The sequence below is a fragment of the Pseudomonas sp. NFACC56-3 genome, assembly GCF_900100025.1.
Lineage (GTDB): Bacteria > Pseudomonadota > Gammaproteobacteria > Pseudomonadales > Pseudomonadaceae > Aquipseudomonas > Aquipseudomonas fluorescens_AA.
Window position 1 is genome coordinate 1 of record NZ_FMTK01000016.1, and the last position, 21,670, is coordinate 21,670.

At 58.9% G+C, this 21,670-nt stretch carries 20 protein-coding genes; 4 read left to right on the top strand and 16 right to left on the bottom strand.

The window, feature by feature from the left end:
- The coding region (gatB, locus tag BLO80_RS19925) for an Asp-tRNA(Asn)/Glu-tRNA(Gln) amidotransferase subunit GatB (protein WP_092340922.1) at positions 1 to 858 on the top strand (858 nt) is incomplete at its 5' end.
- A gap of 439 nt (positions 859 to 1,297) precedes the next feature.
- Here gatB and glmS read toward each other — a convergent pair.
- The 16 genes from glmS to mnmG all read right to left on the bottom strand — a co-directional run bounded on the left by glmS (position 1,298) and on the right by mnmG (position 17,095).
- On the bottom strand, positions 1,298 to 3,130 hold the full coding sequence (gene glmS / locus BLO80_RS19930; protein ID WP_092333827.1) for a glutamine--fructose-6-phosphate transaminase (isomerizing): 1,833 nt from the start codon (positions 3,128 to 3,130) through the stop codon (positions 1,298 to 1,300).
- A 1-nt stretch (position 3,131) separates the two neighbouring features.
- Entirely contained in the window at positions 3,132 to 3,908 is a 777-nt protein-coding gene (locus tag BLO80_RS19935; RefSeq protein WP_060739917.1) for a DeoR/GlpR family DNA-binding transcription regulator, read from the bottom strand.
- Positions 3,909 to 4,114: 206 nt separating this feature from the next.
- On the bottom strand, positions 4,115 to 5,482 hold the full coding sequence (gene glmU, locus BLO80_RS19940; protein ID WP_092333829.1) for a bifunctional UDP-N-acetylglucosamine diphosphorylase/glucosamine-1-phosphate N-acetyltransferase GlmU: 1,368 nt from the start codon (positions 5,480 to 5,482) through the stop codon (positions 4,115 to 4,117).
- Positions 5,483 to 5,596: 114 nt separating this feature from the next.
- Complete coding sequence (locus BLO80_RS19945; RefSeq protein ID WP_072407653.1) at positions 5,597 to 6,022, bottom strand: F0F1 ATP synthase subunit epsilon; 426 nt, start codon at positions 6,020 to 6,022, stop codon at positions 5,597 to 5,599.
- A gap of 45 nt (positions 6,023 to 6,067) precedes the next feature.
- Positions 6,068 to 7,444: a F0F1 ATP synthase subunit beta gene (atpD, locus tag BLO80_RS19950; RefSeq protein WP_003187186.1), complete on the bottom strand. Its 1,377-nt coding sequence runs from the start codon at positions 7,442 to 7,444 to the stop codon at positions 6,068 to 6,070.
- Positions 7,445 to 7,471: 27 nt separating this feature from the next.
- Positions 7,472 to 8,332 carry a F0F1 ATP synthase subunit gamma gene (atpG, locus tag BLO80_RS19955; protein WP_072343713.1) on the bottom strand — a complete coding sequence of 287 codons (861 nt, stop codon included), beginning with the start codon at positions 8,330 to 8,332 and terminating at the stop codon, positions 7,472 to 7,474.
- Positions 8,333 to 8,382: 50 nt separating this feature from the next.
- The gene (atpA, locus tag BLO80_RS19960) at positions 8,383 to 9,927 is read right to left on the bottom strand and encodes a F0F1 ATP synthase subunit alpha (RefSeq protein WP_053126819.1); all 1,545 of its coding nucleotides are present in this window, start codon (positions 9,925 to 9,927) and stop codon (positions 8,383 to 8,385) included.
- 21 nt (positions 9,928 to 9,948) lie between these two features.
- Complete coding sequence (locus BLO80_RS19965) at positions 9,949 to 10,485, bottom strand: F0F1 ATP synthase subunit delta (RefSeq protein ID WP_060739913.1); 537 nt, start codon at positions 10,483 to 10,485, stop codon at positions 9,949 to 9,951.
- A 12-nt stretch (positions 10,486 to 10,497) separates the two neighbouring features.
- Positions 10,498 to 10,968 (bottom strand): F0F1 ATP synthase subunit B, encoded by a 471-nt coding sequence (locus BLO80_RS19970; protein WP_047230097.1) that lies wholly within the window; start codon positions 10,966 to 10,968, stop codon positions 10,498 to 10,500.
- Between the two features lie 58 nt (positions 10,969 to 11,026).
- On the bottom strand, positions 11,027 to 11,284 hold the full coding sequence (atpE, locus tag BLO80_RS19975; RefSeq protein WP_003097235.1) for a F0F1 ATP synthase subunit C: 258 nt from the start codon (positions 11,282 to 11,284) through the stop codon (positions 11,027 to 11,029).
- A 131-nt stretch (positions 11,285 to 11,415) separates the two neighbouring features.
- Positions 11,416 to 12,285, bottom strand: coding sequence for a F0F1 ATP synthase subunit A (atpB, locus tag BLO80_RS19980; RefSeq protein ID WP_039593180.1), 870 nt, complete (start codon positions 12,283 to 12,285; stop codon positions 11,416 to 11,418).
- Positions 12,286 to 12,301: 16 nt separating this feature from the next.
- Positions 12,302 to 12,709: a F0F1 ATP synthase subunit I gene (locus tag BLO80_RS19985; RefSeq protein WP_053126821.1), complete on the bottom strand. Its 408-nt coding sequence runs from the start codon at positions 12,707 to 12,709 to the stop codon at positions 12,302 to 12,304.
- 148 nt (positions 12,710 to 12,857) lie between these two features.
- The gene (locus BLO80_RS19990; protein WP_092333831.1) at positions 12,858 to 13,730 is read right to left on the bottom strand and encodes a ParB/RepB/Spo0J family partition protein; all 873 of its coding nucleotides are present in this window, start codon (positions 13,728 to 13,730) and stop codon (positions 12,858 to 12,860) included.
- A 9-nt stretch (positions 13,731 to 13,739) separates the two neighbouring features.
- A complete protein-coding gene (locus BLO80_RS19995) occupies positions 13,740 to 14,537 on the bottom strand; it encodes a ParA family protein (protein WP_092333833.1) in 798 nt (265 codons plus the stop codon).
- A gap of 18 nt (positions 14,538 to 14,555) precedes the next feature.
- A complete protein-coding gene (gene rsmG, locus BLO80_RS20000; protein ID WP_170842301.1) occupies positions 14,556 to 15,191 on the bottom strand; it encodes a 16S rRNA (guanine(527)-N(7))-methyltransferase RsmG in 636 nt (211 codons plus the stop codon).
- A gap of 5 nt (positions 15,192 to 15,196) precedes the next feature.
- A complete protein-coding gene (gene mnmG, locus BLO80_RS20005; protein ID WP_092333835.1) occupies positions 15,197 to 17,095 on the bottom strand; it encodes a tRNA uridine-5-carboxymethylaminomethyl(34) synthesis enzyme MnmG in 1,899 nt (632 codons plus the stop codon).
- 554 nt (positions 17,096 to 17,649) lie between these two features.
- On the opposite strand from mnmG, the gene BLO80_RS20010 reads away from it, so the two are divergent.
- The 3 genes from BLO80_RS20010 to BLO80_RS20020 all read left to right on the top strand — a co-directional run bounded on the left by BLO80_RS20010 (position 17,650) and on the right by BLO80_RS20020 (position 21,655).
- Positions 17,650 to 18,156 carry a sigma-70 family RNA polymerase sigma factor gene (locus BLO80_RS20010; protein ID WP_092333837.1) on the top strand — a complete coding sequence of 169 codons (507 nt, stop codon included), beginning with the start codon at positions 17,650 to 17,652 and terminating at the stop codon, positions 18,154 to 18,156.
- Positions 18,156 to 19,100, top strand: coding sequence for a FecR domain-containing protein (locus BLO80_RS20015; RefSeq protein WP_092333839.1), 945 nt, complete (start codon positions 18,156 to 18,158; stop codon positions 19,098 to 19,100). Before BLO80_RS20010 ends, BLO80_RS20015 begins: the two co-directional genes overlap by 1 nt.
- A 119-nt stretch (positions 19,101 to 19,219) precedes the next feature.
- Positions 19,220 to 21,655 (top strand): TonB-dependent siderophore receptor, encoded by a 2,436-nt coding sequence (locus BLO80_RS20020; protein ID WP_092333841.1) that lies wholly within the window; start codon positions 19,220 to 19,222, stop codon positions 21,653 to 21,655.
- The last annotated feature ends 15 nt before the right edge of the window (positions 21,656 to 21,670 follow it).

The window sequence follows — 21,670 nt, forward strand, 5'->3', positions numbered from 1 at the left end:
AACGTGTCGATCCGGCCCAAGGGCCAGGTCGAGTTCGGCACCCGCTGCGAGATCAAGAACGTCAACTCGTTCCGCTTCATCGAGAAGGCGATCAACAGCGAGATCCAGCGCCAGATCGAACTGATCGAGGACGGCGGCAAGGTCATCCAGCAAACCCGCCTGTATGACCCGAACAAGGACGAGACCCGTCCGATGCGCAGCAAGGAAGAAGCCAACGACTACCGTTACTTCCCCGACCCGGACCTGCTGCCAGTGGTCATCGAGGACTCGTTCCTCAATGACGTGCGCGCCACCCTGCCGGAACTGCCGCCGCAGAAACGCGAGCGCTTCCAGGCGCAGTTCGGCCTGTCGAGCTACGACGCCAACGTCCTGGCCACCAGCCGCGAACAGGCCGATTACTTCGAAAAAGTCGTGAGCATCGGCGGCGACGCCAAGCTGGCGGCCAACTGGGTGATGGTCGAGTTGGGCAGCTTGCTGAACAAGCAAGGCCTGGAGATCGAGCAGTCGCCAGTGTCGGCCGAGCAGTTGGGCGGCATGCTGGTGCGGATCAAGGACAACACCATTTCCGGCAAGATCGCCAAGATGGTGTTCGAAGCCATGGCCAACGGTGAAGGCAGCGCCGACGAGATCATCGAGAAGCGCGGCTTGAAGCAGGTCACCGACACCGGCGCCATTTCCGCCGTGCTCGATGAAATGCTCGCGGCCAACGCCGAGCAGGTCGAACAATACCGGGCGGCAGACGAAGCCAAGCGGGGCAAGATGTTCGGCTTCTTCGTCGGCCAGGCCATGAAAGCCTCCAAGGGCAAGGCCAACCCGCAGCAGGTCAACGAACTGCTGAAAAGCAAGCTCGAAGGCTGATTGACGCTTTGCTGATCAGCAACCTTTCCTGTGTCCTGACGGGGCCGGACCGAGCAAACGAACGCTTCGAAAAAACGCGTACTACGGGGGCCACTTGCCAAGTGCCAACGCTCGTACCGACTTCTGATTCGGATTTGCGTTCTTTTGTGGGAGAGATGTAAAGACCCGTGTAATCGTGCTTTCAGCGCCGGACAAAGCCACATGTCTCGCTATTCAGTGAACCACCTCAGTCCCGCTCGCGGGCGACGTGGTTCAGAAAGCCTCTTTCAACCTAAATGTCCATATTCTTCTCCGCTATACCTCTGACCGCAATGATCAACCCGCTACTAATGGACATTAGGATGCCCGAGTCAAAATCTATTGTCTGGTGTCAGAATATTTTGTCTGTTGTCAAAATCTATTGTCTAGAACCAGCACCACCTGGCCCTTGGTGGACGACTCACTCCACCGTCACAGACTTCGCCAAGTTACGCGGCTGGTCCACATCAGTCCCCTTGAGCACCGCGACGTAGTACGACAGCAACTGCAGCGGGATGGTGTAGAGGATCGGCGACAGGATGTCGTGGATGTGCGGCATGTGCACCACGTGGGTGCCTTCACCGTTGGTCATGCCGGCTTGCTCGTCTGCAAAGACAATCAACTGGCCGCCGCGGGCGCGCACTTCCTGCAGGTTGGACTTGAGCTTTTCCAGCAGTTCGTTGTTCGGCGCCACGGTGACCACCGGCATGTCGTTATCCACAAGTGCCAGCGGGCCGTGCTTGAGTTCTCCGGCCGGGTAGGCCTCGGCGTGGATGTAGGAGATTTCCTTGAGCTTCAAGGCCCCTTCCATCGCCACCGGGAATTGCGCACCACGCCCGAGGAACAGGGTGTGGTGCTTCTCGGCGAACAGCTCGGCGATCTTTTCCACGGTGCTGTCCATGGCCAAGGCTTCGCCCAGACGGGCCGGCAGGCGGCGCAGTTCTTCCACCAGTTTGGCCTCGACGCCCTCGCCCAGAGTACCGCGGACCTGGCCCAGGGACAGGGTCAGCAGCAACAGGCCCACCAGTTGCGTGGTGAACGCTTTGGTCGACGCCACGCCGATCTCACGGCCGGCCTGGGTCAGCAGGGTCAGGTCGGACTCGCGCACCAGCGAGCTGATGCCGACGTTGCAGATCGCCAGGCTGGCGAGAAAGCCCAGTTCCTTGGCGTTGCGCAGGGCCGCCAGGGTGTCGGCGGTTTCCCCGGACTGGGAAATGGTGACGAACAAGGTGTCCGGCTGCACCACCACCTTGCGGTAACGGAACTCACTGGCCACTTCGACCTGGCACGGAATACCGGCCAGTTCTTCGAGCCAGTAACGGGCGACCATCCCGGCGTGATAACTGGTGCCGCAGGCAACGATTTGCACGTTACGCACCTTGGCGAACAGTTCGGCCGCCTGTGGGCCGAACGCCTGGACCAGCACCTGGTTCTGGCTCATGCGGCCTTCCAGGGTACGCTGCACCACGGCCGGTTGTTCGTGGATTTCCTTGAGCATGAAGTGGCGGAACTCGCCCTTGTCGGCGGCTTCGGCACCGTCGCGGTATTGAACGGTCTCGCGCTCCACGGCTTTGCCGTCGATGTCCCAGATTTGCACGCTGTCGCGGCGAATTTCGGCGATATCGCCTTCTTCCAGGTACATGAAGCGGTCGGTGACCTGACGCAGCGCCAACTGATCGGAAGCCAGGAAGTTTTCCCCCAGGCCCAGGCCGATCACCAATGGGCTGCCGCTACGGGCTGCGACCAGGCGATCAGGTTGTTTCGCGCTGATGACCGCCAGGCCATAGGCACCGTGCAGTTCCTTGACGGTGGCCTTGAGGGCCACGGTCAGGTCCGCCAGGTCCTTGAGCTTGTGGTTGAGCAGATGGGCGATGACTTCAGTGTCAGTGTCCGAAGTGAACACATAACCGAGCGCCTTGAGCTGTTCACGCAGGGCTTCGTGGTTTTCGATGATGCCGTTGTGCACCACCGCCAGATCGCCGGAGAAATGCGGGTGAGCGTTACGCTCGCACGGCGCGCCATGGGTGGCCCAACGGGTGTGAGCGATACCGAGGCGACCGAGCAGCGGTTCGGCGTCCAGCGCCTGCTCCAGCTCGCTGACCTTGCCCGGACGCCGCATGCGCTCGAGCTTCTCCTCGTTGGTGAACACCGCCACACCGGCGCTATCGTAGCCGCGGTATTCCAGGCGCTTGAGGCCTTCGAGCAAGATTGCTGTGATGTTGCGTTCAGCAACGGCGCCGACAATTCCACACATGCTATTTCTCCTGGCTGACAGGCGCGCAGATCACGGTGATGCCGCGGGCCTGAATCTGATCGCGGGCCTCTACGGGCAGGCGATCATCGGTAATAAGGGTATGGACGCTGCTCCACGGCAGCTCCAGGTTGGGGATCTTGCGGCCGATCTTGTCGGCCTCCACCATCACGATCACTTCCCGGGCAACCTCAGCCATCACGCGGCTCAAGCCCAGCAGTTCGTTGAAGGTGGTGGTACCTCGAACCAGATCGATGCCGTCGGCGCCGATGAACAACTGGTCGAAATCGTAGGAACGCAGAACCTGCTCGGCCACCTGGCCCTGGAACGACTCGGAGTGAGGGTCCCAGGTGCCGCCGGTCATCAACAGCACCGGCTCATGCTCCAGTTCGCTCAAGGCATTGGCGACGTGCAGGGAATTGGTCATCACCACCAGGCCTGGCTGTTGGCCGAGTTGGGGGATCATGGCGGCGGTGGTGCTGCCGCTGTCGATGATGATGCGCGCGTGTTCGCGGATCCGCTTCACGGCGGCCCGGGCAATGGCGAGTTTGTACTTGGAGACGGTCTGCCCGTTATCGGCCACCAACTCCTGCGGCATTGGCACCGCGCCACCGTAGCGACGCAGTAGCAGGCCATTGGTTTCCAGGGCGGCGAGATCCTTGCGAATCGTAACCTCCGAGGTTTCGAAGCGCTTGGCCAGCTCATCCACACTGACCTCGCCCTGCTCTTGGAGCAAAGCAAGGATGTTGTGACGGCGCTGTGGCGTATTGCGTTTCGACATGGCGGCTTAAGTTTCGATCCGAAAGATAACGTAAGCAATCAAAACCTATTGCGGCGATATCGTCAAGGCGCCCAGAGAAAAATTCAGAAATCCTCTCATCACTGTGGGAGCGAGCTTGCTCGCGAAGGGGTCAGACCAGGCAATTACAGCTTTACCTGATACACCGCTTTCGCGAGCAAGCCCGCTCCCACAGAGTTGTGGATAACTTAGCTTTTGTTGATTTTTACCGGCCGCTTCCAGCCGTCGATATTGCGCTGTCGGGCACGCGCCACAGCGAGTTGGGACTTATCCACATCCTGATTGATAGTCGAACCTGCGGCTGTGTTTGAACCATCTGCGATAGTCACCGGTGCCACCAGTGAGTTGTTGGAGCCGATGAATACGTCCTCACCCACAACGGTTTTCCACTTGTTGGCGCCATCGTAGTTGCAGGTGATGGTGCCAGCGCCAATGTTGGTGCGGGCGCCGACTTCAGCGTCCCCCAGGTAGGTCAGGTGGCCGGCCTTGGCGCCTTCGCCCAAATGAGCGTTCTTGAGTTCGACGAAGTTACCCACATGGGCACGGGCTTCCAGCACGGAGCCTGGACGCAACCGCGCAAACGGACCGGCGTCGCTGCCTTCACCCATGACCGCGCCATCGAGATGGCTGTTGGCCTTGATCACCACGCCTTTGCGCAGGGTGCTGTCCTTGATCACGCAGTTCGGGCCGATGACCACGTCGTCTTCGATGACGACCTTGCCTTCGAGGATGACGTTGATATCGATGACCACGTCGCGACCCACGCTGACTTCACCGCGCACGTCAAAACGGGACGGATCGCGCAGGGTCACGCCTTGGGCCATCAGGCGGCGGGCGGCGCGCAATTGATAGTGGCGCTCCAGCTCGGCCAGTTGCCGGCGATCGTTGGCGCCCTGCACTTCCATGGCGTCCAACGGTTGCTCGGTAGCCACCACCAGCCCGTCAGCGACCGCCATGGCAATCACATCGGTCAGGTAGTACTCGCCCTGGGCATTGTTGTTCGACAGACGGCTCATCCAGTCGCCCAGGCGCTCGGCCGGCACGGCAAGAATTCCAGTGTTGCCCTCGGTGATCGCACGCTGGGCTTCGTTGGCGTCCTTTTGCTCGACAATCGCCGTCACCTGGCCGTCGGCGTTGCGCACAATGCGGCCGTAACCGGTGGGGTCATCCAGCTCGACGGTCAGCAGACCCAACTGCTGCGGGGCAACGTGCTTGAGCAGACGCTGCAAGGTCTCGACTTCGATCAGCGGCACATCGCCGTAGAGAATCAACACCGTATTGGCCGTGATGAACGGCACGGCCTGGGCCACGGCATGGCCAGTACCCAGTTGTTTGTCCTGCAGGACGAAATTCAGGTCATCCGCCGCCAGGCGTTCGCGTACCGCATCGGCACCGTGGCCGATGACCACGTGAATGCGCTGTGGATCAAGTTGCCGCGCGCTGTGGATAACATGACCGAGCATGGAATTGCCGGCCACCGGGTGCAAGACCTTGGGCAACGCCGAACGCATGCGGGTGCCTTGGCCGGCCGCGAGGATAACGATTTCAAGAGACATGACTGGCTACCAATCCTGGGTGGTCAGCGGCTGCGACCAGATAATGAATAGGGGGAAAAGAAAAAGGGTAGCCGAGGCTACCCTTTTTAATCAATCGCACAGAAAGCAGACGGCTTAGCCGCCGAACTTCTTGCGGATCTGCTGGACGGTACGCAGCTGGGCTGCGGCCTCGGCCAGACGTGCGGCAGCAGAACCGTAGTCGAAGTCTGCGCCTTTTTCGTTCAGAGCCTTCTCGGCAGCCTTGACGGCTTCCTGAGCGGAGGCTTCGTCCAGGTCGGCAGCACGTTGCACAGTGTCGGCAAGGACCTTGACCATGTTCGGTTGAACCTCGAGGAAACCACCGGAGATGTAGAACACCTCCCTTTCCCCGCCCTGCTTGGTCAGAGTAATCGGACCTGGCTTCAAGCTGGTGATCAGCGGTGCGTGACCCAGGGCGATACCAAGATCACCCAGCTCACCGTGCGCAACCACAAACTCGACCAGACCGGAGAAGATTTCCCCTTCCGCACTGACGATATCGCAATGGACTGTCATAGCCATCTGATTGCCTCAACCTAAATTAGCGCCCGTTGCCGGGCGCCGGGATTACAGTTTCTTGGCTTTCTCGATCGCTTCTTCGATGCCGCCGACCATGTAGAACGCTTGTTCTGGCAGGTGGTCGTAGTCACCGTTGAGGATGCCTTTGAAGCCAGCAATGGTGTCTTTCAGGGAAACGTATTTACCCGAAGCACCGGTGAAGACTTCAGCCACGAAGAACGGCTGCGACAAGAAGCGCTGGATCTTACGAGCACGGTTTACCAACTGCTTGTCGGCTTCCGACAGCTCGTCCATACCCAGGATCGCGATGATGTCCTTCAGTTCCTTGTAACGCTGCAGCACGTACTGGACGCCGCGAGCGGTGTCGTAGTGCTCCTGGCCGATCACGTTCGGGTCCAGTTGGCGCGAAGTCGAGTCCAGCGGGTCTACCGCTGGGTAGATACCCAGGGAAGCGATGTCACGGGACAGAACGACGGTGGCGTCCAAGTGGGCGAAGGTGGTCGCTGGCGACGGGTCGGTCAAGTCGTCCGCTGGTACGTATACCGCTTGGATCGAGGTGATCGAGCCTTGCTTGGTGGAAGTGATGCGCTCTTGCAGCACGCCCATCTCTTCAGCCAGGGTCGGCTGGTAACCTACTGCCGAAGGCATACGGCCCAGCAGTGCGGATACTTCGGTACCGGCCAGGGTGTAACGGTAGATGTTGTCGACGAACAGCAGAACGTCGTTACCTTCGTCACGGAACTTCTCGGCCATGGTCAGGCCGGTCAGGGCTACGCGCAGACGGTTTCCCGGCGGCTCGTTCATCTGGCCGTAGACCAGTGCCACTTTGTCCAGAACGTTGGAATCCTTCATCTCGTGGTAGAAGTCGTTACCCTCACGAGTACGCTCACCCACACCGGCGAACACGGAATAACCGCTGTGCTCGATGGCGATGTTACGGATCAGTTCCATCATGTTTACGGTCTTGCCTACACCGGCACCACCGAACAGACCGACTTTACCGCCCTTGGCGAACGGGCAAACCAGGTCGATAACCTTGATGCCGGTTTCCAGCAGTTCGTTGCCACCGGCCTGTTCAGCGAAGGTTGGCGCAGGACGGTGAATGCCCCAGCGTTCTTCGGTGTCGATCGGGCCAGCTTCGTCGATCGGGTTGCCCAGTACGTCCATGATCCGGCCCAGGGTCGCTTTACCGACCGGTACGGAGATGGCTGCGCCAGTGTTGTTGACGTCCAGACCGCGCTTCAAGCCCTCGGTGGAGCCCATCGCAATGGTACGAACCACGCCGTCGCCCAGCTGCTGCTGAACTTCCAGGGTGGTTTCGGCGCCTTGAACCTTCAAGGCGTCGTAGATGCTCGGTACGCTGTCGCGTGGGAATTCCACGTCGATAACGGCGCCGATGATTTGAACGATACGTCCGCTACTCATAGCTGGATCCTCTGAATATTTGAACCGTTAAACCGCGGCAGCGCCGCCGACGATTTCCGAGATCTCTTGGGTGATCGCAGCCTGACGCGCCTTGTTGTAGATCAGCTGCAAATCGCTGATCAAATCACCGGCGTTGTCGGTAGCGTTCTTCATCGCGATCATCCGCGCCGCTTGTTCAGCTGCGTTGTTCTCGACCACCGCCTGGTAGACCTGCGACTCCACGTAGCGGACCATCAAGCCGTCGAGCAGCTCCTTGGCATCCGGTTCGTAGAGATAGTCCCAGTGGTGCTTGAGTTCCTGTTCCGGGGTCGCCACCAGTGGAATCAACTGCTCCACGGTCGGCTGTTGCGTCATGGTGTTGATGAACTTGTTGGATACCACGGACAGGCGGTCGATCCGGCCTTCCAGGTAAGCATCCAGCATCACCTTGACGCTGCCGATCAGGTCATTGATCGACGGTTCTTCACCCAGGTGGCTGATAGCAGCGACGACGTTACCGCCGAAGTTGCGGAAGAAAGCCGCACCCTTGCTACCGACCACGCACAGATCGATCTCGACGCCTTGTTCGCGGTTTACCGCCATGTCCTTGACCAGGGCCTTGAACAGGTTGGTGTTCAAGCCACCGCACAGACCACGGTCACTGCTCACCACAACGTAACCGACGCGCTTGACGGCGCGTTCGATCATGAACGGGTGGCGGTATTCCGGGTTGGCGTTGGCCAGATGACCAATCACCTGGCGGATGCGCTCCGCATAAGGACGGCTAGCAGCCATGCGCATTTGTGCCTTGCGCATTTTGCTGACCGCCACTTTTTCCATGGCGCTGGTAATCTTTTGCGTGCTTTTGATGCTCGCAATCTTACTGCGAATCTCTTTTGCGCCTGCCATGTAACACCTATCAGGTTAGCAAGCGGGAGCCTTGCGGCTCCCGCTGCGGCTTACCAGGTTTGGGTGGCCTTGAACTTCTCGATACCGGCCTTGAGGCCAGCGTCGATTTCGTCATTGAAGTCACCTTTAACGTTGATCTTGGCCATCAAATCGGCGTGATCGCGGTTGAAGAAAGCGATCAGCGCTTGTTCGAAGCTGCCGATCTTGGCGATTTCAATGTCAGTCAGGAACCCACGCTCAGCGGCATACAGCGACAGCGCCATGTCAGCGATCGACATTGGTGCGTATTGCTTCTGCTTCATCAGCTCGGTAACGCGCTGACCATGCTCAAGTTGCTTACGGGTCGCTTCGTCCAGGTCAGAAGCGAACTGGGCGAATGCCGCCAGTTCACGGTACTGGGCCAGGGCGGTACGGATACCACCGGACAGCTTCTTGATGATCTTGGTCTGAGCGGCACCACCCACACGGGATACCGAAACACCGGCGTTCACAGCAGGACGGATGCCCGAGTTGAACATGGCCGATTCCAGGAAGATCTGACCGTCGGTGATGGAAATCACGTTGGTCGGAACGAACGCGGAAACGTCGCCAGCCTGGGTTTCGATGATCGGCAACGCGGTCAGGGAACCGGTCTTGCCAGTCACTGCGCCGTTGGTGAACTTCTCTACGTACTCTTCCGAAACGCGGGATGCGCGCTCCAGCAGACGGGAGTGGAGATAGAACACGTCGCCTGGGTAGGCTTCACGGCCTGGTGGACGGCGTAGCAGCAGGGAAATCTGGCGGTAGGCCACTGCTTGCTTGGACAGATCGTCATAAACGATCAGCGCGTCTTCACCGCGGTCGCGGAAGTATTCGCCCATGGTGCAACCGGAGTACGGTGCCAGGAACTGCAGTGCGGCCGATTCGGACGCACTGGCGGCAACGATGATGGTGTTAGCCAGCGCACCGTTTTCTTCCAGCTTGCGAACCACGTTGGCGATGGTCGATTGCTTCTGACCGATGGCCACGTAGACGCAGAAGATGCCGCTGTTTTTCTGGTTGATGATCGCGTCGATCGCCAGAGCGGTCTTACCGATCTGACGGTCGCCGATGATCAGCTCACGCTGGCCACGGCCGACAGGGATCATGGCATCGACAGCCTTGTAGCCAGTCTGTACAGGCTGGTCTACCGACTTACGCCAGATCACGCCTGGAGCAACTTTCTCGACCGCGTCGGTCTCGGTGTTGTTCAGCGGACCTTTGCCGTCAACAGGGTTACCCAGTGCGTCGACAACGCGACCCAGCAGTTCCTTACCTACCGGAACTTCGAGGATGCGGCCGGTGCACTTGGCGCTCATGCCTTCAGCCAGCGTCGTGTATGCGCCCAGTACCACGGCACCTACAGAGTCTTGCTCCAGGTTGAGGGCCATACCGTAGACGCCGCCCGGAAACTCGATCATCTCGCCGTACATGACGTCGGCCAGACCGTGAATCCGCACGATGCCGTCAGATACGCTGACGACAGTGCCTTCGTTACGGGCTTGGGAGGTCACATCGAGCTTGTCGATGCGGCCCTTGATAATTTCACTTATTTCGGAAGGATTGAGTTGCTGCATTGCTCTGCTGCCCCTTCAAACTCAAGATTTCAATGCTTCGGCAAGTTTCGCGATTTTGCCGCGAATCGAGCCATCGATAACCAGGTCGCCGGCGCGGATGACAACGCCCCCAATCAGGGACTTGTCTTCCTCGACTTGCAGGCGCACTTCCCGGTTGAGTCGTGCACTGAGAACCTTGGCGAGTTTGTCTTGCTGTTCTTGGTTCAATGCAAAAGCACTGGTGACTTCCACGTCTACCGATTTCTCTTGCTCGGCCTTATACAGGTCGAAAAGAGCGGCGATCTCCGGCAGAAGCGGGAGACGGTCGTTTTCGGCAACGACATGGATGAAATTCTGTGCCTTGGCATCGAACTTGTCGCCGCACACGTCAATGAACGTGGCGGCCTTTTCTGCGCTCGTCAGTCGCGGGGCCTTGAGCACGCGCTGCATGGTGCCGTCTTGCGACACCGCTGCTGCCAGGCCGAGCATGGCTGACCAATTGGCCAGTTGCTGGTGGGCCTGAGCGTGCTCGAAGGCCGCCTTAGCGTAAGGTCGGGCCAACGTGGTCAGTTCTGCCATGATCGCCCTCGCTTAGATTTCAGCAGCCAGTTTGTTTACCAGCTCTGCGTGCGCGTTTTGATCGATTGTGGCACCCAGGATCTTCGAAGCACCGCCAACGGCCAGAGCACCCACTTGGGCACGCAGCGCGTCTTTGACACTGTTGAGTTCCTGTTCGATCTCGGCTTGAGCCTGAGCCTTCACACGGTCAGCTTCGACGCGAGCCTGTTCACGGGCTTCGTCGACAATCTGGGTACCGCGTTTCTTGGCTTGCTCGATGATTTCAGCTGCCTGAGCTTTCGCTTCGCGCAGTTGCTGACCCACTTTCTCATGGGCCAACTCCAGGTCGCGAGCTGCACGGCTGGCAGCGTCCAGACCATCAGCGATCTTCTTTTGACGTTCGTGCAATGCCGCAATGACCGGAGGCCATACGAACTTCATGCAGAACAGTACAAAAATCAGGAACGCAACGGACTGGCCAATCAGGGTCGCATTAATGTTCACGCCAACACCTCGCAGTTACGTTGTCCATCACACCAATCTACTCGAGACATCCGAGTAATTAGCCAGCGATTTGACCAACGAACGGGTTCGCAAAGGTGAAGAACAGCGCGATACCAACACCGATCATGGTCACGGCGTCGAGCAGACCGGCCACGATGAACATTTTGACTTGCAGCATTGGAACCATTTCTGGCTGACGCGCTGCGCCTTCCAGGAACTTGCCGCCCAACAGGCCGAAACCAATTGCGGTACCCAGTGCGCCCAGGCCGATCAACAGTGCAACAGCGATAGCGGTTAGACCAACTACAGTTTCCATCTTTCCTCCCGACTTTTACGTCGTATGGTTTAGGTTTTTTAGATTAAAGCGGTAAAACAAATCGTTTCTCAGCCCAGTTCGGGCTCCTTCCCGTTTGACCGGGAAGGACATCAGACTAGTCGAGACTGGCCTTAATGGTTTTCTTCGTGCGCCATCGACAGGTAGACGATGGTCAGCATCATGAAGATGAACGCCTGCAGGGTGATGATCAGGATGTGGAACACAGCCCATGCCCACTGCAGAACTACACCCAGGCCGCTGAGCCAGAGCAGGCCGCTGCCGAACATCACAGCGATCAGGATGAACACCAGTTCGCCGGCATACATGTTGCCGAACAGACGCAGTGCCAGAGAAATCGGCTTGGCGATCAGGGTCACGAATTCCAGCAGGAAGTTCACCGGAATCAGCAGGGCCTGAACGAGGATGTTCTTGCTGCCGAACGGGTGCAGGGTCAGTTCGCCGATGAAGCCGCCGATGCCCTTGACCTTGATGCTATAGAAAATGATCAGTGCGAAAACCGAGAATGCCATGCCCAGGGTCGCGTTCGGGTCGGTGGTCGACACGGCGCGGAAGGGGATGTGTGCATCGCCGGAGATCAGGATGGCCAGCTGAGGAATCCAGTCGACCGGTACCAGGTCGATGGCGTTCATCAGGAACACCCAGACGAAGATGGTCAGTGCCAGCGGCGCGATCACCGGGCTGCGGCCATGGAAGCTGTCTTTCACGCTGCCATCGACGAATTCGACCAGTACTTCAACGAAGTTCTGCAGTGCACCTGGCTGACCGGAGGTCGCCTTCTTCGCCGCCATGCGGAAAAGAAGAACGAAAATCAGGCCCAGTGCGACCGACCAGCCGAGGGTATCGACGTGGAAAGCCCAGAAGCCCATTTCCTTGGCTTCTGCTGCGGTGTGGGCAAAGCCCCAGCCGCCGTTGGGTAGCTGACCAAAGGTCAGGTTCTGCAAGTGGTGCTGGATATAGCCCGAAGCGGTTGTCTCTGCCATGGTTGCCTCAAACGCCCTAAGGTCTCGAAAGTCTTGTTCTCATTAGCAGGGGAGCGAACCAGCTGACCAGTTGGGTCAGCACGAAGACGCCGAATACAGCCAGCGGCGCCAATGGCTTCACACCTGCGAACGTCAGTGCAAACAGCACTGCCGTCAAAATCAGTTTCCCCGCCTCGCCGGCATAAAAAGACCGGACGATAGCCTGGGCTGCTCGGGCGCCGGAAAACCGAAAGGCCCTGTGAGCGAAGTAAATATTGGGAAGCAAGGCTATCAGGCCTCCGCAAAGGCCTGAGTATCCGGCGACGACTCCTTTCCATTGCCAGAGCGCCAATGTGGCGATCAGTACGACGGTGAATTGAGCCATCAGAACCGGGAAAACTGCCAGACGATGGAACGGCAAGCGGTTTGGCGTGCGGGTTTCCATCGCTTTTGCTCTCCAATAGTCGGCCGCCATAATTCAATAACTTGGCATAATTTGTGCCGACAAAATGCGCGCAGAGTATAGGGGCGGTTCTGCCCCTATTCAACTGTCAGGTAGTGATTTCCGACTGCGCGCTACAAGAGCAATTGTTTCAGCGAATGTGTGCAAGGACACCTTGCAACTCATCGAGGGAGTTATAACCGATCACCAATTGGCCCTTGCCCTTCTTTCCGTGACGAATCTGCACCGCAGAGCCCAGGCGCTCGGCCAGGCGTTGTTCGAGGCGGGCGATATCCGGATCGGTCTTGGGAGCCTCGACAGGTGCCGGTTTGCCACTGAGCCACTGGCGAACCAGTGCCTCGGTTTGGCGCACGGTGAGACCGCGTGCGACAACGTGTCGCGCCCCTTCAACCTGTTGATTTTCCGGCAAACCGAGCAATGCCCGGGCATGACCCATTTCCAGGTCGCCATGGGACAGCATGGTCTTGATGACTTCCGGCAACGCAATCAGGCGCAGCAGGTTGGCCACGGTCACGCGAGACTTGCCCACCGCCTCGGCGACCTGTTGCTGGGTCAGTTGGAATTCCTGCTGCAAGCGCTGCAGGGCCACGGCTTCCTCGATCGGGTTGAGGTCTTCACGCTGGATGTTCTCGATCAGCGCCATGGCGATGGCCGTTTCATCCGGCACATCGCGGACCATCGCCGGGATGGTTTCCTGGCCGGCCTGCTGGCTGGCGCGCCAACGACGTTCGCCAGCGATGATCTCGAAGCGTCCATTGGCGATCGGCCGGACCACGATCGGCTGCATCACGCCCTGGCTCCTGATCGATTGGGCCAATTCTTCCAGCGCCTGCGGGTCCATGTCCCGGCGCGGCTGGTATTTGCCGCGCTGGATCAGGTCCAGGGGCAAGTGCTGCAGCTCGCGCTGGTCGGCCTGTACGGCCTGTTCTTCCAGCGAGCTGACAGTCGGACCGCTGAGCAGTGCATCCAGTCCACGTCCGAGACCTCGTTTCTTGACGGCCATGGGGTTTCCTTAAGTTGGCTGGGCTGCAGCGGTGCGTGGGGTGCGGCGCTGACGACGAACCATCTCGCCCGCCAGGGCCAGGTAAGCCAGCGCACCACGGGATTGTTTGTCGTAGGCCAGGGCCGGCATGCCGTAGCTCGGCGCTTCGGCCAGACGGATGTTACGAGGAATGACGGTGTCGTAAAGCTGCTCGCCGAAATGTTCCTTGAGCTGGGCCGAGACATCGTTCATCAGGCTCAGGCGCGGGTCGTACATGGTCCGCAACAGGCCTTCGACCTTCAGGTCCGGGTTCAACAGTTCGGCGATGCGCTTGATGTTATCCACAAGGTCGCTCAACCCTTCCAGGGCGAAGTACTCGCACTGCATGGGGATAATAACTCCATCGGCGGCCACCAGGGCGTTGAGTGTCAGCATCGACAACGACGGTGGGCAGTCGATCAGGATGTAGTCGTAGTTTTCCCGGATCGGCGCCAAGGCGCTGCGCAGGCGGCTTTCCTTCATCTGCATTTCCAGCAGCACCACTTCGGCCGCCGTCAGGTCACGGTTGGCCGGCAGCAGTTGATAACCGCCATGTTCGGAAAAGTGCATGGCCTGGCCCAGATCGCATTCGCCGATCAGGACGTCGTAGATGGAGTTTTCCAGGCCATGTTTATCCACACCGCTGCCCATGGTGGCGTTGCCCTGTGGATCGAGATCGATCAACAGCACCCGGCGCTTGGTCGCGACCAGGGATGCTGCGAGGTTGATGCAGGTGGTGGTCTTGCCCACACCACCTTTCTGGTTCGCTATCGCGAATACCTTAGCCATTCTTGCTTGTGTTCCCAATCATGCCGTGCGGCGCAGTATCAGCAGATGGCGTTGGCCTTGGCAACCGGGTACGGCCAAGGCGTGTTCGCTATCGAGGTGGAAGTCTGCCGGCAATGCTACCAGCTCATCGGCCGGATGAACGCCCTTCATTGCCAGCCAGCGCGTATCGGCGTCGCCCAGGTGGCGAGTCCAGTTGCTGAAGTTCTCCATGCTGCTGAACGCCCGGGAAATGATCCCGTTGAAAGGCTCGGCAGGCTGGAACGCTTCGACACGGCTGTGGATAACTTGCAGGTTATCCAGTTTGAGTTCGAGTTTGACCTGGGTCAGGAAGCGGGTTTTCTTGCCGTTGCTGTCCAGGCAGGTCACTTGCGAGTCGGGAAACAGGATCGCCAAGGGGATTCCCGGCATGCCACCGCCACTGCCAACGTCCAGCCAACGACCGTTTTCGATGAAGGACATGACGCTGAGGCTGTCGAGCAAATGCCGCGAGACCATTTCATCCGGATCGCGCACGGCGGTCAGGTTGTAGGCCTTGTTCCATTTGATCAACAGCGCCAGATAACCCAGCAATTGCGCATGCTGGGCTTCGCTCAGGCTGACGCCGAGTTCACGGGCACCTGTGGATAACTCTTCAGCGTGTTGCGAGGTGACCATCGAACTCAAGCGCTTTGCTCCAACTGGCGGCCCGCGCCGCGTTTTTTCAAATGAATCATCAACAGGGAAATCGCCGCGGGCGTGACGCCGGGAATGCGCGAGGCCTGGCCCAGAGTCTCTGGGCGGGTCGCACCGAGCTTGCTCTGGATTTCTTTCGACAACCCGGAAATGCCGGTGTAATCGATATCCACAGGCAGCTTGGTGTCTTCGCTGGCGCGCAGGCGGGCGATTTCATCCTGCTGGCGGTCGATGTAACCGGCGTACTTGGTCTTGATCTCGACCTGTTCGGCCACCTGCGGATCTTCCGCGCCCTGGCCGGTCACTTCCACCAGCCCTGCGTAATCGATTTCCGGACGGCTCAAGAGGTTGAGCAGGTTGTATTCGTGGGTCAGCGGCGTACCGAATTTCGCCGCGATGGCATCGCCCTGCTCGGTACCGGGGCGAACCCAGGTGCTTTTCAGGCGTTGCTCTTCCAGCTCGATACGCTCGCGTTTCGTGCAGAACGCGGCCCAGCGCACGTCATCCACCAGACCCAGCTCGCGACCTTTCTCGGTCAGGCGCAGGTCGGCGTTGTCTTCACGCAGGATCAGGCGATATTCGGCGCGGGACGTGAACATCCGATACGGTTCCTGGGTCCCCAGGGTAATCAGGTCGTCCACCAGCACACCGATGTATGCCTCATCGCGGCGCGGGCACCAGCTGTCTTTGCCCTGGGCACGCAGTGCCGCGTTGGTACCGGCCAACAACCCTTGGGCGCCGGCCTCTTCGTAACCGGTGGTGCCGTTGATCTGCCCGGCGAAGAACAGGCCGCCGATGACTTTGGTTTCCAGGCTGTACTTCAGGTCACGCGGATCGAAATAGTCATATTCGATGGCGTAGCCGGGGCGAACGATATGGGCGTTTTCCATGCCGCGAATCGATTGCACGATCTGCAGCTGCACATCGAACGGCAGGGAGGTGGAGATTCCGTTCGGGTACAGCTCGTGTGTGGTCAGGCCTTCCGGTTCGATGAAGACCTGATGGCTTTCCTTGTCGGCAAAGCGATGGATCTTGTCTTCGATCGACGGGCAATAACGCGGGCCGATGCCTTCGATTTCACCGGCAGCGGAATACATTGGCGAACGATCGAGGTTCGCCGCAATGATTTCATGGGTGCGGGCATTGGTGTGGGTGATCCAGCAACTGACTTGCCGTGGATGCTGTTCCTTGTTGCCCATGAACGACATGACCGGGATCGGCGTATCGCCAGGCTGCTCGGCCATCACCGAGAAATCCACAGACCGACCGTCGATACGCGGTGGCGTACCGGTTTTCAAGCGCCCGACACGCAGTGGCAGCTCACGCAAACGGTGAGCCAGAGCGATCGACGGCGGATCACCAGCGCGACCGCCGGAAAAGTTCTGCAAACCAATGTGGATAAGTCCACCGAGGAATGTCCCGGTGGTCAACACCACGGAATCGGCGAAGAAACGCAGGCCCATCTGCGTCACGACACCGCGTACCTGTTCCTGTTCGACGATCAGGTCATCGGCCGCTTGTTGAAATATCCACAGGTTCGGCTGGTTTTCCAGGATTTCACGGACAGCGGCCTTGTACAGGATTCGGTCGGCCTGGGCGCGAGTCGCGCGAACGGCGGGGCCTTTGCGGCTGTTCAATACGCGAAACTGGATGCCACCCTTATCGGTGGCCACGGCCATCGCGCCCCCAAGGGCGTCGATCTCCTTGACCAGGTGGCTTTTGCCAATGCCACCAATGGCAGGGTTGCAACTCATGGCGCCGAGGGTTTCCACGTTATGCGTCAGCAACAGGGTTTTTGCCCCCATGCGCGCTGATGCAAGTGCTGCCTCGGTACCGGCATGACCGCCGCCGATGACGATCACTTCAAAACGGGAAGGGAAATCCACCACGCACCTCGTGCCTGCTTTATTCAGGTAATTCGGAAATAGGTTTTGAGTCTGGCCCTGGGCGTTTTTCGAGCCAGGTCGGCAAGTATAGGGACTTCGGCCTTTCTAAAGAACCCTTTGCACAAAATTTAACCAGCTGTGGAGAACTCGCGGTTAAAAAAATAAAAAAGAAAGAAATTTATAAAACCTTTGTTTTTATGTTTATTCTTATGCACCACCCTTTCTGTGGATAAACCTCTGTAAGCCTTTAAATTCAATGTGTACAGAGATCCTAAAGGCTGTGGTCATGTGCTCAGGAGGGGGTTGGATAACCGGTGTAAGCCTGTGGATGAATGGGGTAGTTATCCACAGATGGGATTATCCTCGGTTTTCAAGGGGGGTTATCAACGGATCTCAGGGGCAGTTATTCACAGGGCTTAATCGTGCTTTTCGAACACCTTGTGAAGAGCGTTGCACCCGGCTACGACTGAAAGCTTGAACGAGGCGAAAGGGCTATTGTGAGAAAACGTAACAGAGGCTAATAATAGCTATTATCATTAACGCCTCCTCCCACTATGCCTCTGTCTTCCCACACCGCTGCCATCGAGCAAATTTATGAGCAACATCACTCGTGGCTGTACGGGTGGCTCAAGGGCAAGTTGCATAACGCTTGCGATGCCGCTGATGTTGCGCATGACACCTTTGTGCGGATCCTCGGAGCACGCAATGCCGTGCAGATTCGCGAACCGCGGGATTACCTGGCCACGGTCGCCCGAGGCTTGGTGATTGATCGCTATAGAAGGCACGCTATCGAAGCGGCCTACCTGGAATCCCTTTCAGCGCGCCCCGAAGCCACTGCTATCAGTGAAGAAGACAAGGCATTGATCATCGAGACGCTGGTCGCTGTGGATAAAGCCTTGGCGGGATTGGGCGCACGGACCCAGAGAATTTTCATGCTGTCGCAGATCGATGGGCTGACTTATCAACAGATCGCCCTGCAATTGAAGGTTTCCCTGACCACTGTAAAAAAGCACATGGTGCGCGCACTCACCGAATGCGCACTGGTCATGGCCGAACGCTGATGCCGGCCCCGGATCGCAAAGTCTTCGAAACGGCTGCCAGTTGGTACGTGCAGTTCCAGGACCAATCCCCTACGCACGCCGAGCGCCAGGCTTGGCAGGATTGGCTCGACAGCGACCCTGCCCACCAGGCCGCGTGGCAGCAGATCGAACAGTTGCAACGCCATCTCGGTACGTTGCCTCAGGCCCTTTCACGTCGTGCATTGAGCGCCGGACAACACCGGCGGCAAATGCTCAAGCTGCTGTTGCTGCTGGCCGGCACGGGTTATGTGGGGTGGAATCTCCAGGAGCACACGCGGTTGACCTCGGTCTGGGCCGATTACAAAACGGCAGTGGGTCAGCGTCGCACCCTCGATCTGGCGGACGGTAGCCGGGTTCATCTCAACACCGAGACAGCCATCGATGTTTCGTTCGACGCCCATCGACGATTGATCCGGTTGTTCAGCGGGGAAATCCTGGTCCAGACCGGCAAGCGCCAGGACGCGCGGCCCTTTTTCGTCGAGACCGGTGATGGTCGCATCCAGGCGCTGGGCACGCGATTCACCGTACGCCAACTGTCCGACGCGACCCGGGTGGGCGTGCTGGAGGATCGGGTCAGCGTGGCGCCAGATGGGGCCCTGGGCAGCGCCGGTATCCTGAAAGCCGGTGAGCAAGCTGATTTCAACGGTCAGGGCATGGGGCCCATCCACGCCTACCCGTCCTCGCAGGCGGCGTGGGTGAACGGCCAGCTCATCGTCCTCGATACGCCCCTAGGCGACGTCATTGACGAGCTGGGGCGTTATCGCCCCGGTGTTCTGCAATGTCAGGAGCGGGCACGGCATCTGCGCGTGTCCGGTACGTTACGCCTGGATTCCACGGATGCCGTGTTGGCCAACCTCCAGGCGTCGTTACCCATTCAGGTTCGGTATTTCACCCGGTATTGGGTATCGATCACACGGGTGGATTGAGAAAAACCCGCAGAAAGGAAAATAAACAGGCCACAAGGTTATCTTTTTTTGTGCTGATCCGGCCCTTCAGGTAATCGCGATAACGCGGCTCTTTGCCAACCTCCAGGGCTTACCCACTCATGCGCCTTCCTACGTTTCGTCAACGTTTATCCCAGCATTGCATCGCCTACAGCCTGTTGATGACGGGGGCCGCAAGCGGCCTGCTGATCGCCTCCAACGCTTTTGCCAGCACCGCCACGCAACATTACGCCATTGCCGCCGGCTCGCTGGACAACGTCCTGAGCCAGTTCGCCGCGACGGCCAATGTCATTCTCTCATTCTCTCCTCAACAGACCGGCCAGATGCGTAGCCCGGGATTGACCGGCGACTACTCCGTTGAACAGGGATTCGCGCAATTGTTGCAAGGCTCGGGACTCCAGGCCGTGGCTCAGGCACCTGGCAGCTATACCCTGTTCGCGTTGCCGGCGAACGCCTCGATCGAATTGGCACCCACGAGCATCAGCGCGTCGGCGGCCAACCCGATGGACCTGGATTACAGCGCTGATGTGGGCTACAAGGCGAAAAACAGCCGGATCGGCACGAAAACCAGCACGCCTTTGTCGGAAACGCCGCGCTCGGTATCGGTGGTCACCGGCCAGCGCATAAAAGACCAGAAGTCCCAGACCCTGACCGATGTCTTGGGTTATGTCCCTGGAATCTTTGCCCCGCCTTTCGCCGCCGGCGACAGCCTGGCCGGGGACCTGTTCTACATTCGCGGGTTCAACGCCACGGATTACGGCTATGGTCTGCTGCGCGACGGCCTGAGAGTCCAGGGTAATCGCTACGACACCAGTTCGGAGCCGTACGGCCTGGAGCGGGTCGAGGTGTTCCGCGGGCCTTCCTCGCTGCTTTACGGTGAGAACGCGCCGGGTGGCCTGGTCAATCTCGTCAGCAAGCGCCCGACTGCCGTGCCACAAGGCGAAGTCCAGCTGGGCTACGGCTCCCACAACCGACGCCAACTGGGTGTGGATGTCTCCGGGCCGCTCGCGGAGAACGACAACATCCAGGGCCGGATCGTGATGTTGGGCCGTAACGCGGATACCCAGACCGACCATGTACCGGACGACCGCCTCTACATCGCGCCGTCCCTGACGCTTGATTTCGATGATTTCAACACGCTGACCCTGCTGGCCAACTATCAGAAGGACCACACCAACATGGAGCTTGGGCTGCCGGCCGCCGGTACGCTGCTGAGCAACCCGAACGGCCAGTTACCCAAGGACACCATGCTCGGCGATCCGGACTGGAACACATTCGAGCGAGAAACCTGGAGCACCGGCTACGAATACAGTCACAGCTTCAATGACGATTGGCAGTTCCGCCAGAATTCGCGCTACCTGCAGTCACGCATCACCCGCCACGAAACCTGGCCCGGCAATTTGAACAATGGCGGCTTCGGCCGCCGCGTGAACGTCACCGCTTATGACCGTTTCAACAAATCGATGGTGTATTCCCTGGATAACCAGTTGGAGGGCAAATTCAAAGTCGGTGGCCTGGAAAATACCCTGTTGTTCGGTGCCAGTTATGACCGCACATCGTTCAATCAGGATTGGAATGCCGGATTCGTAGGGCCTGTGGATATCTACGATCCTGTGTACATCGGCGATCCACAGACGCCGATCGCTGTGCAAAACACCCTGCTCGAACAACAGATGAAAGGGGTTTATACACAGCTGCAAAGCAAGTACGACCGTTGGTTGTTCCTGCTTGGCGGGCGCCAGGATTGGGTCGACAGCGATTTCCGTGACAAGGTCGCCAGCGCAGGGAACCTCAGCTCAAAGGACAAGAAATTCACCTACCAGGGTGGGCTGATGTACCAGTTCGACAACGGCATGACGCCTTACGTCAGTTATTCGACGGCGTTCGTCCCGGTGCAGCAGATTTCCAACGCTGGCACCCCCCTCGAACCGATTACCAGCAGCCAGTACGAAGTCGGCCTCAAGTACGAGCCCAATGGCTGGGACACTGCTTTCACCGCTTCCGTCTACGATTTGCGCAAGAAAGACGACACGTACTTCGACGCCACCACGTCCACCTATCGCCAGGTGGGTGAAAGCCGCGCCAAAGGCGTGGAGCTGGAGCTCAATAGCAATCTCACGCCCAGTCTGAATGTCACGGCCGCCTACACCTACACCGATGCCCGGGTCACCAAGGATGCGGCGACCTCTTTGGTAAAAGGACACCAGATGACCGGCGTGCCACGAAACCAGGCGTCCGTCTGGGCGAAATACCGCTTCCTCGAAAGTGACCTGAAGGGCCTGTATGTGGCAGGTGGCGTGCGCTACTTCGACAGTGCATTCGCCTACACCTCGCCCACCCTGTATGGAAAACTCGATGCCGGCGACGTCACCCTGGTGGACGCCGCCATTGGCTACCAGATCGACACCCATTGGAGCGTCGACCTGAATGCAAAAAACCTGTTCGACAAGGAATATGTGTCGGGATGCAACGATGCGGGGCGCTGCTACTGGGGGGAAGATCGAACGCTGCTCGGCACGGTTTCCTATAACTGGTAAAAAAGGGCTGTGGAT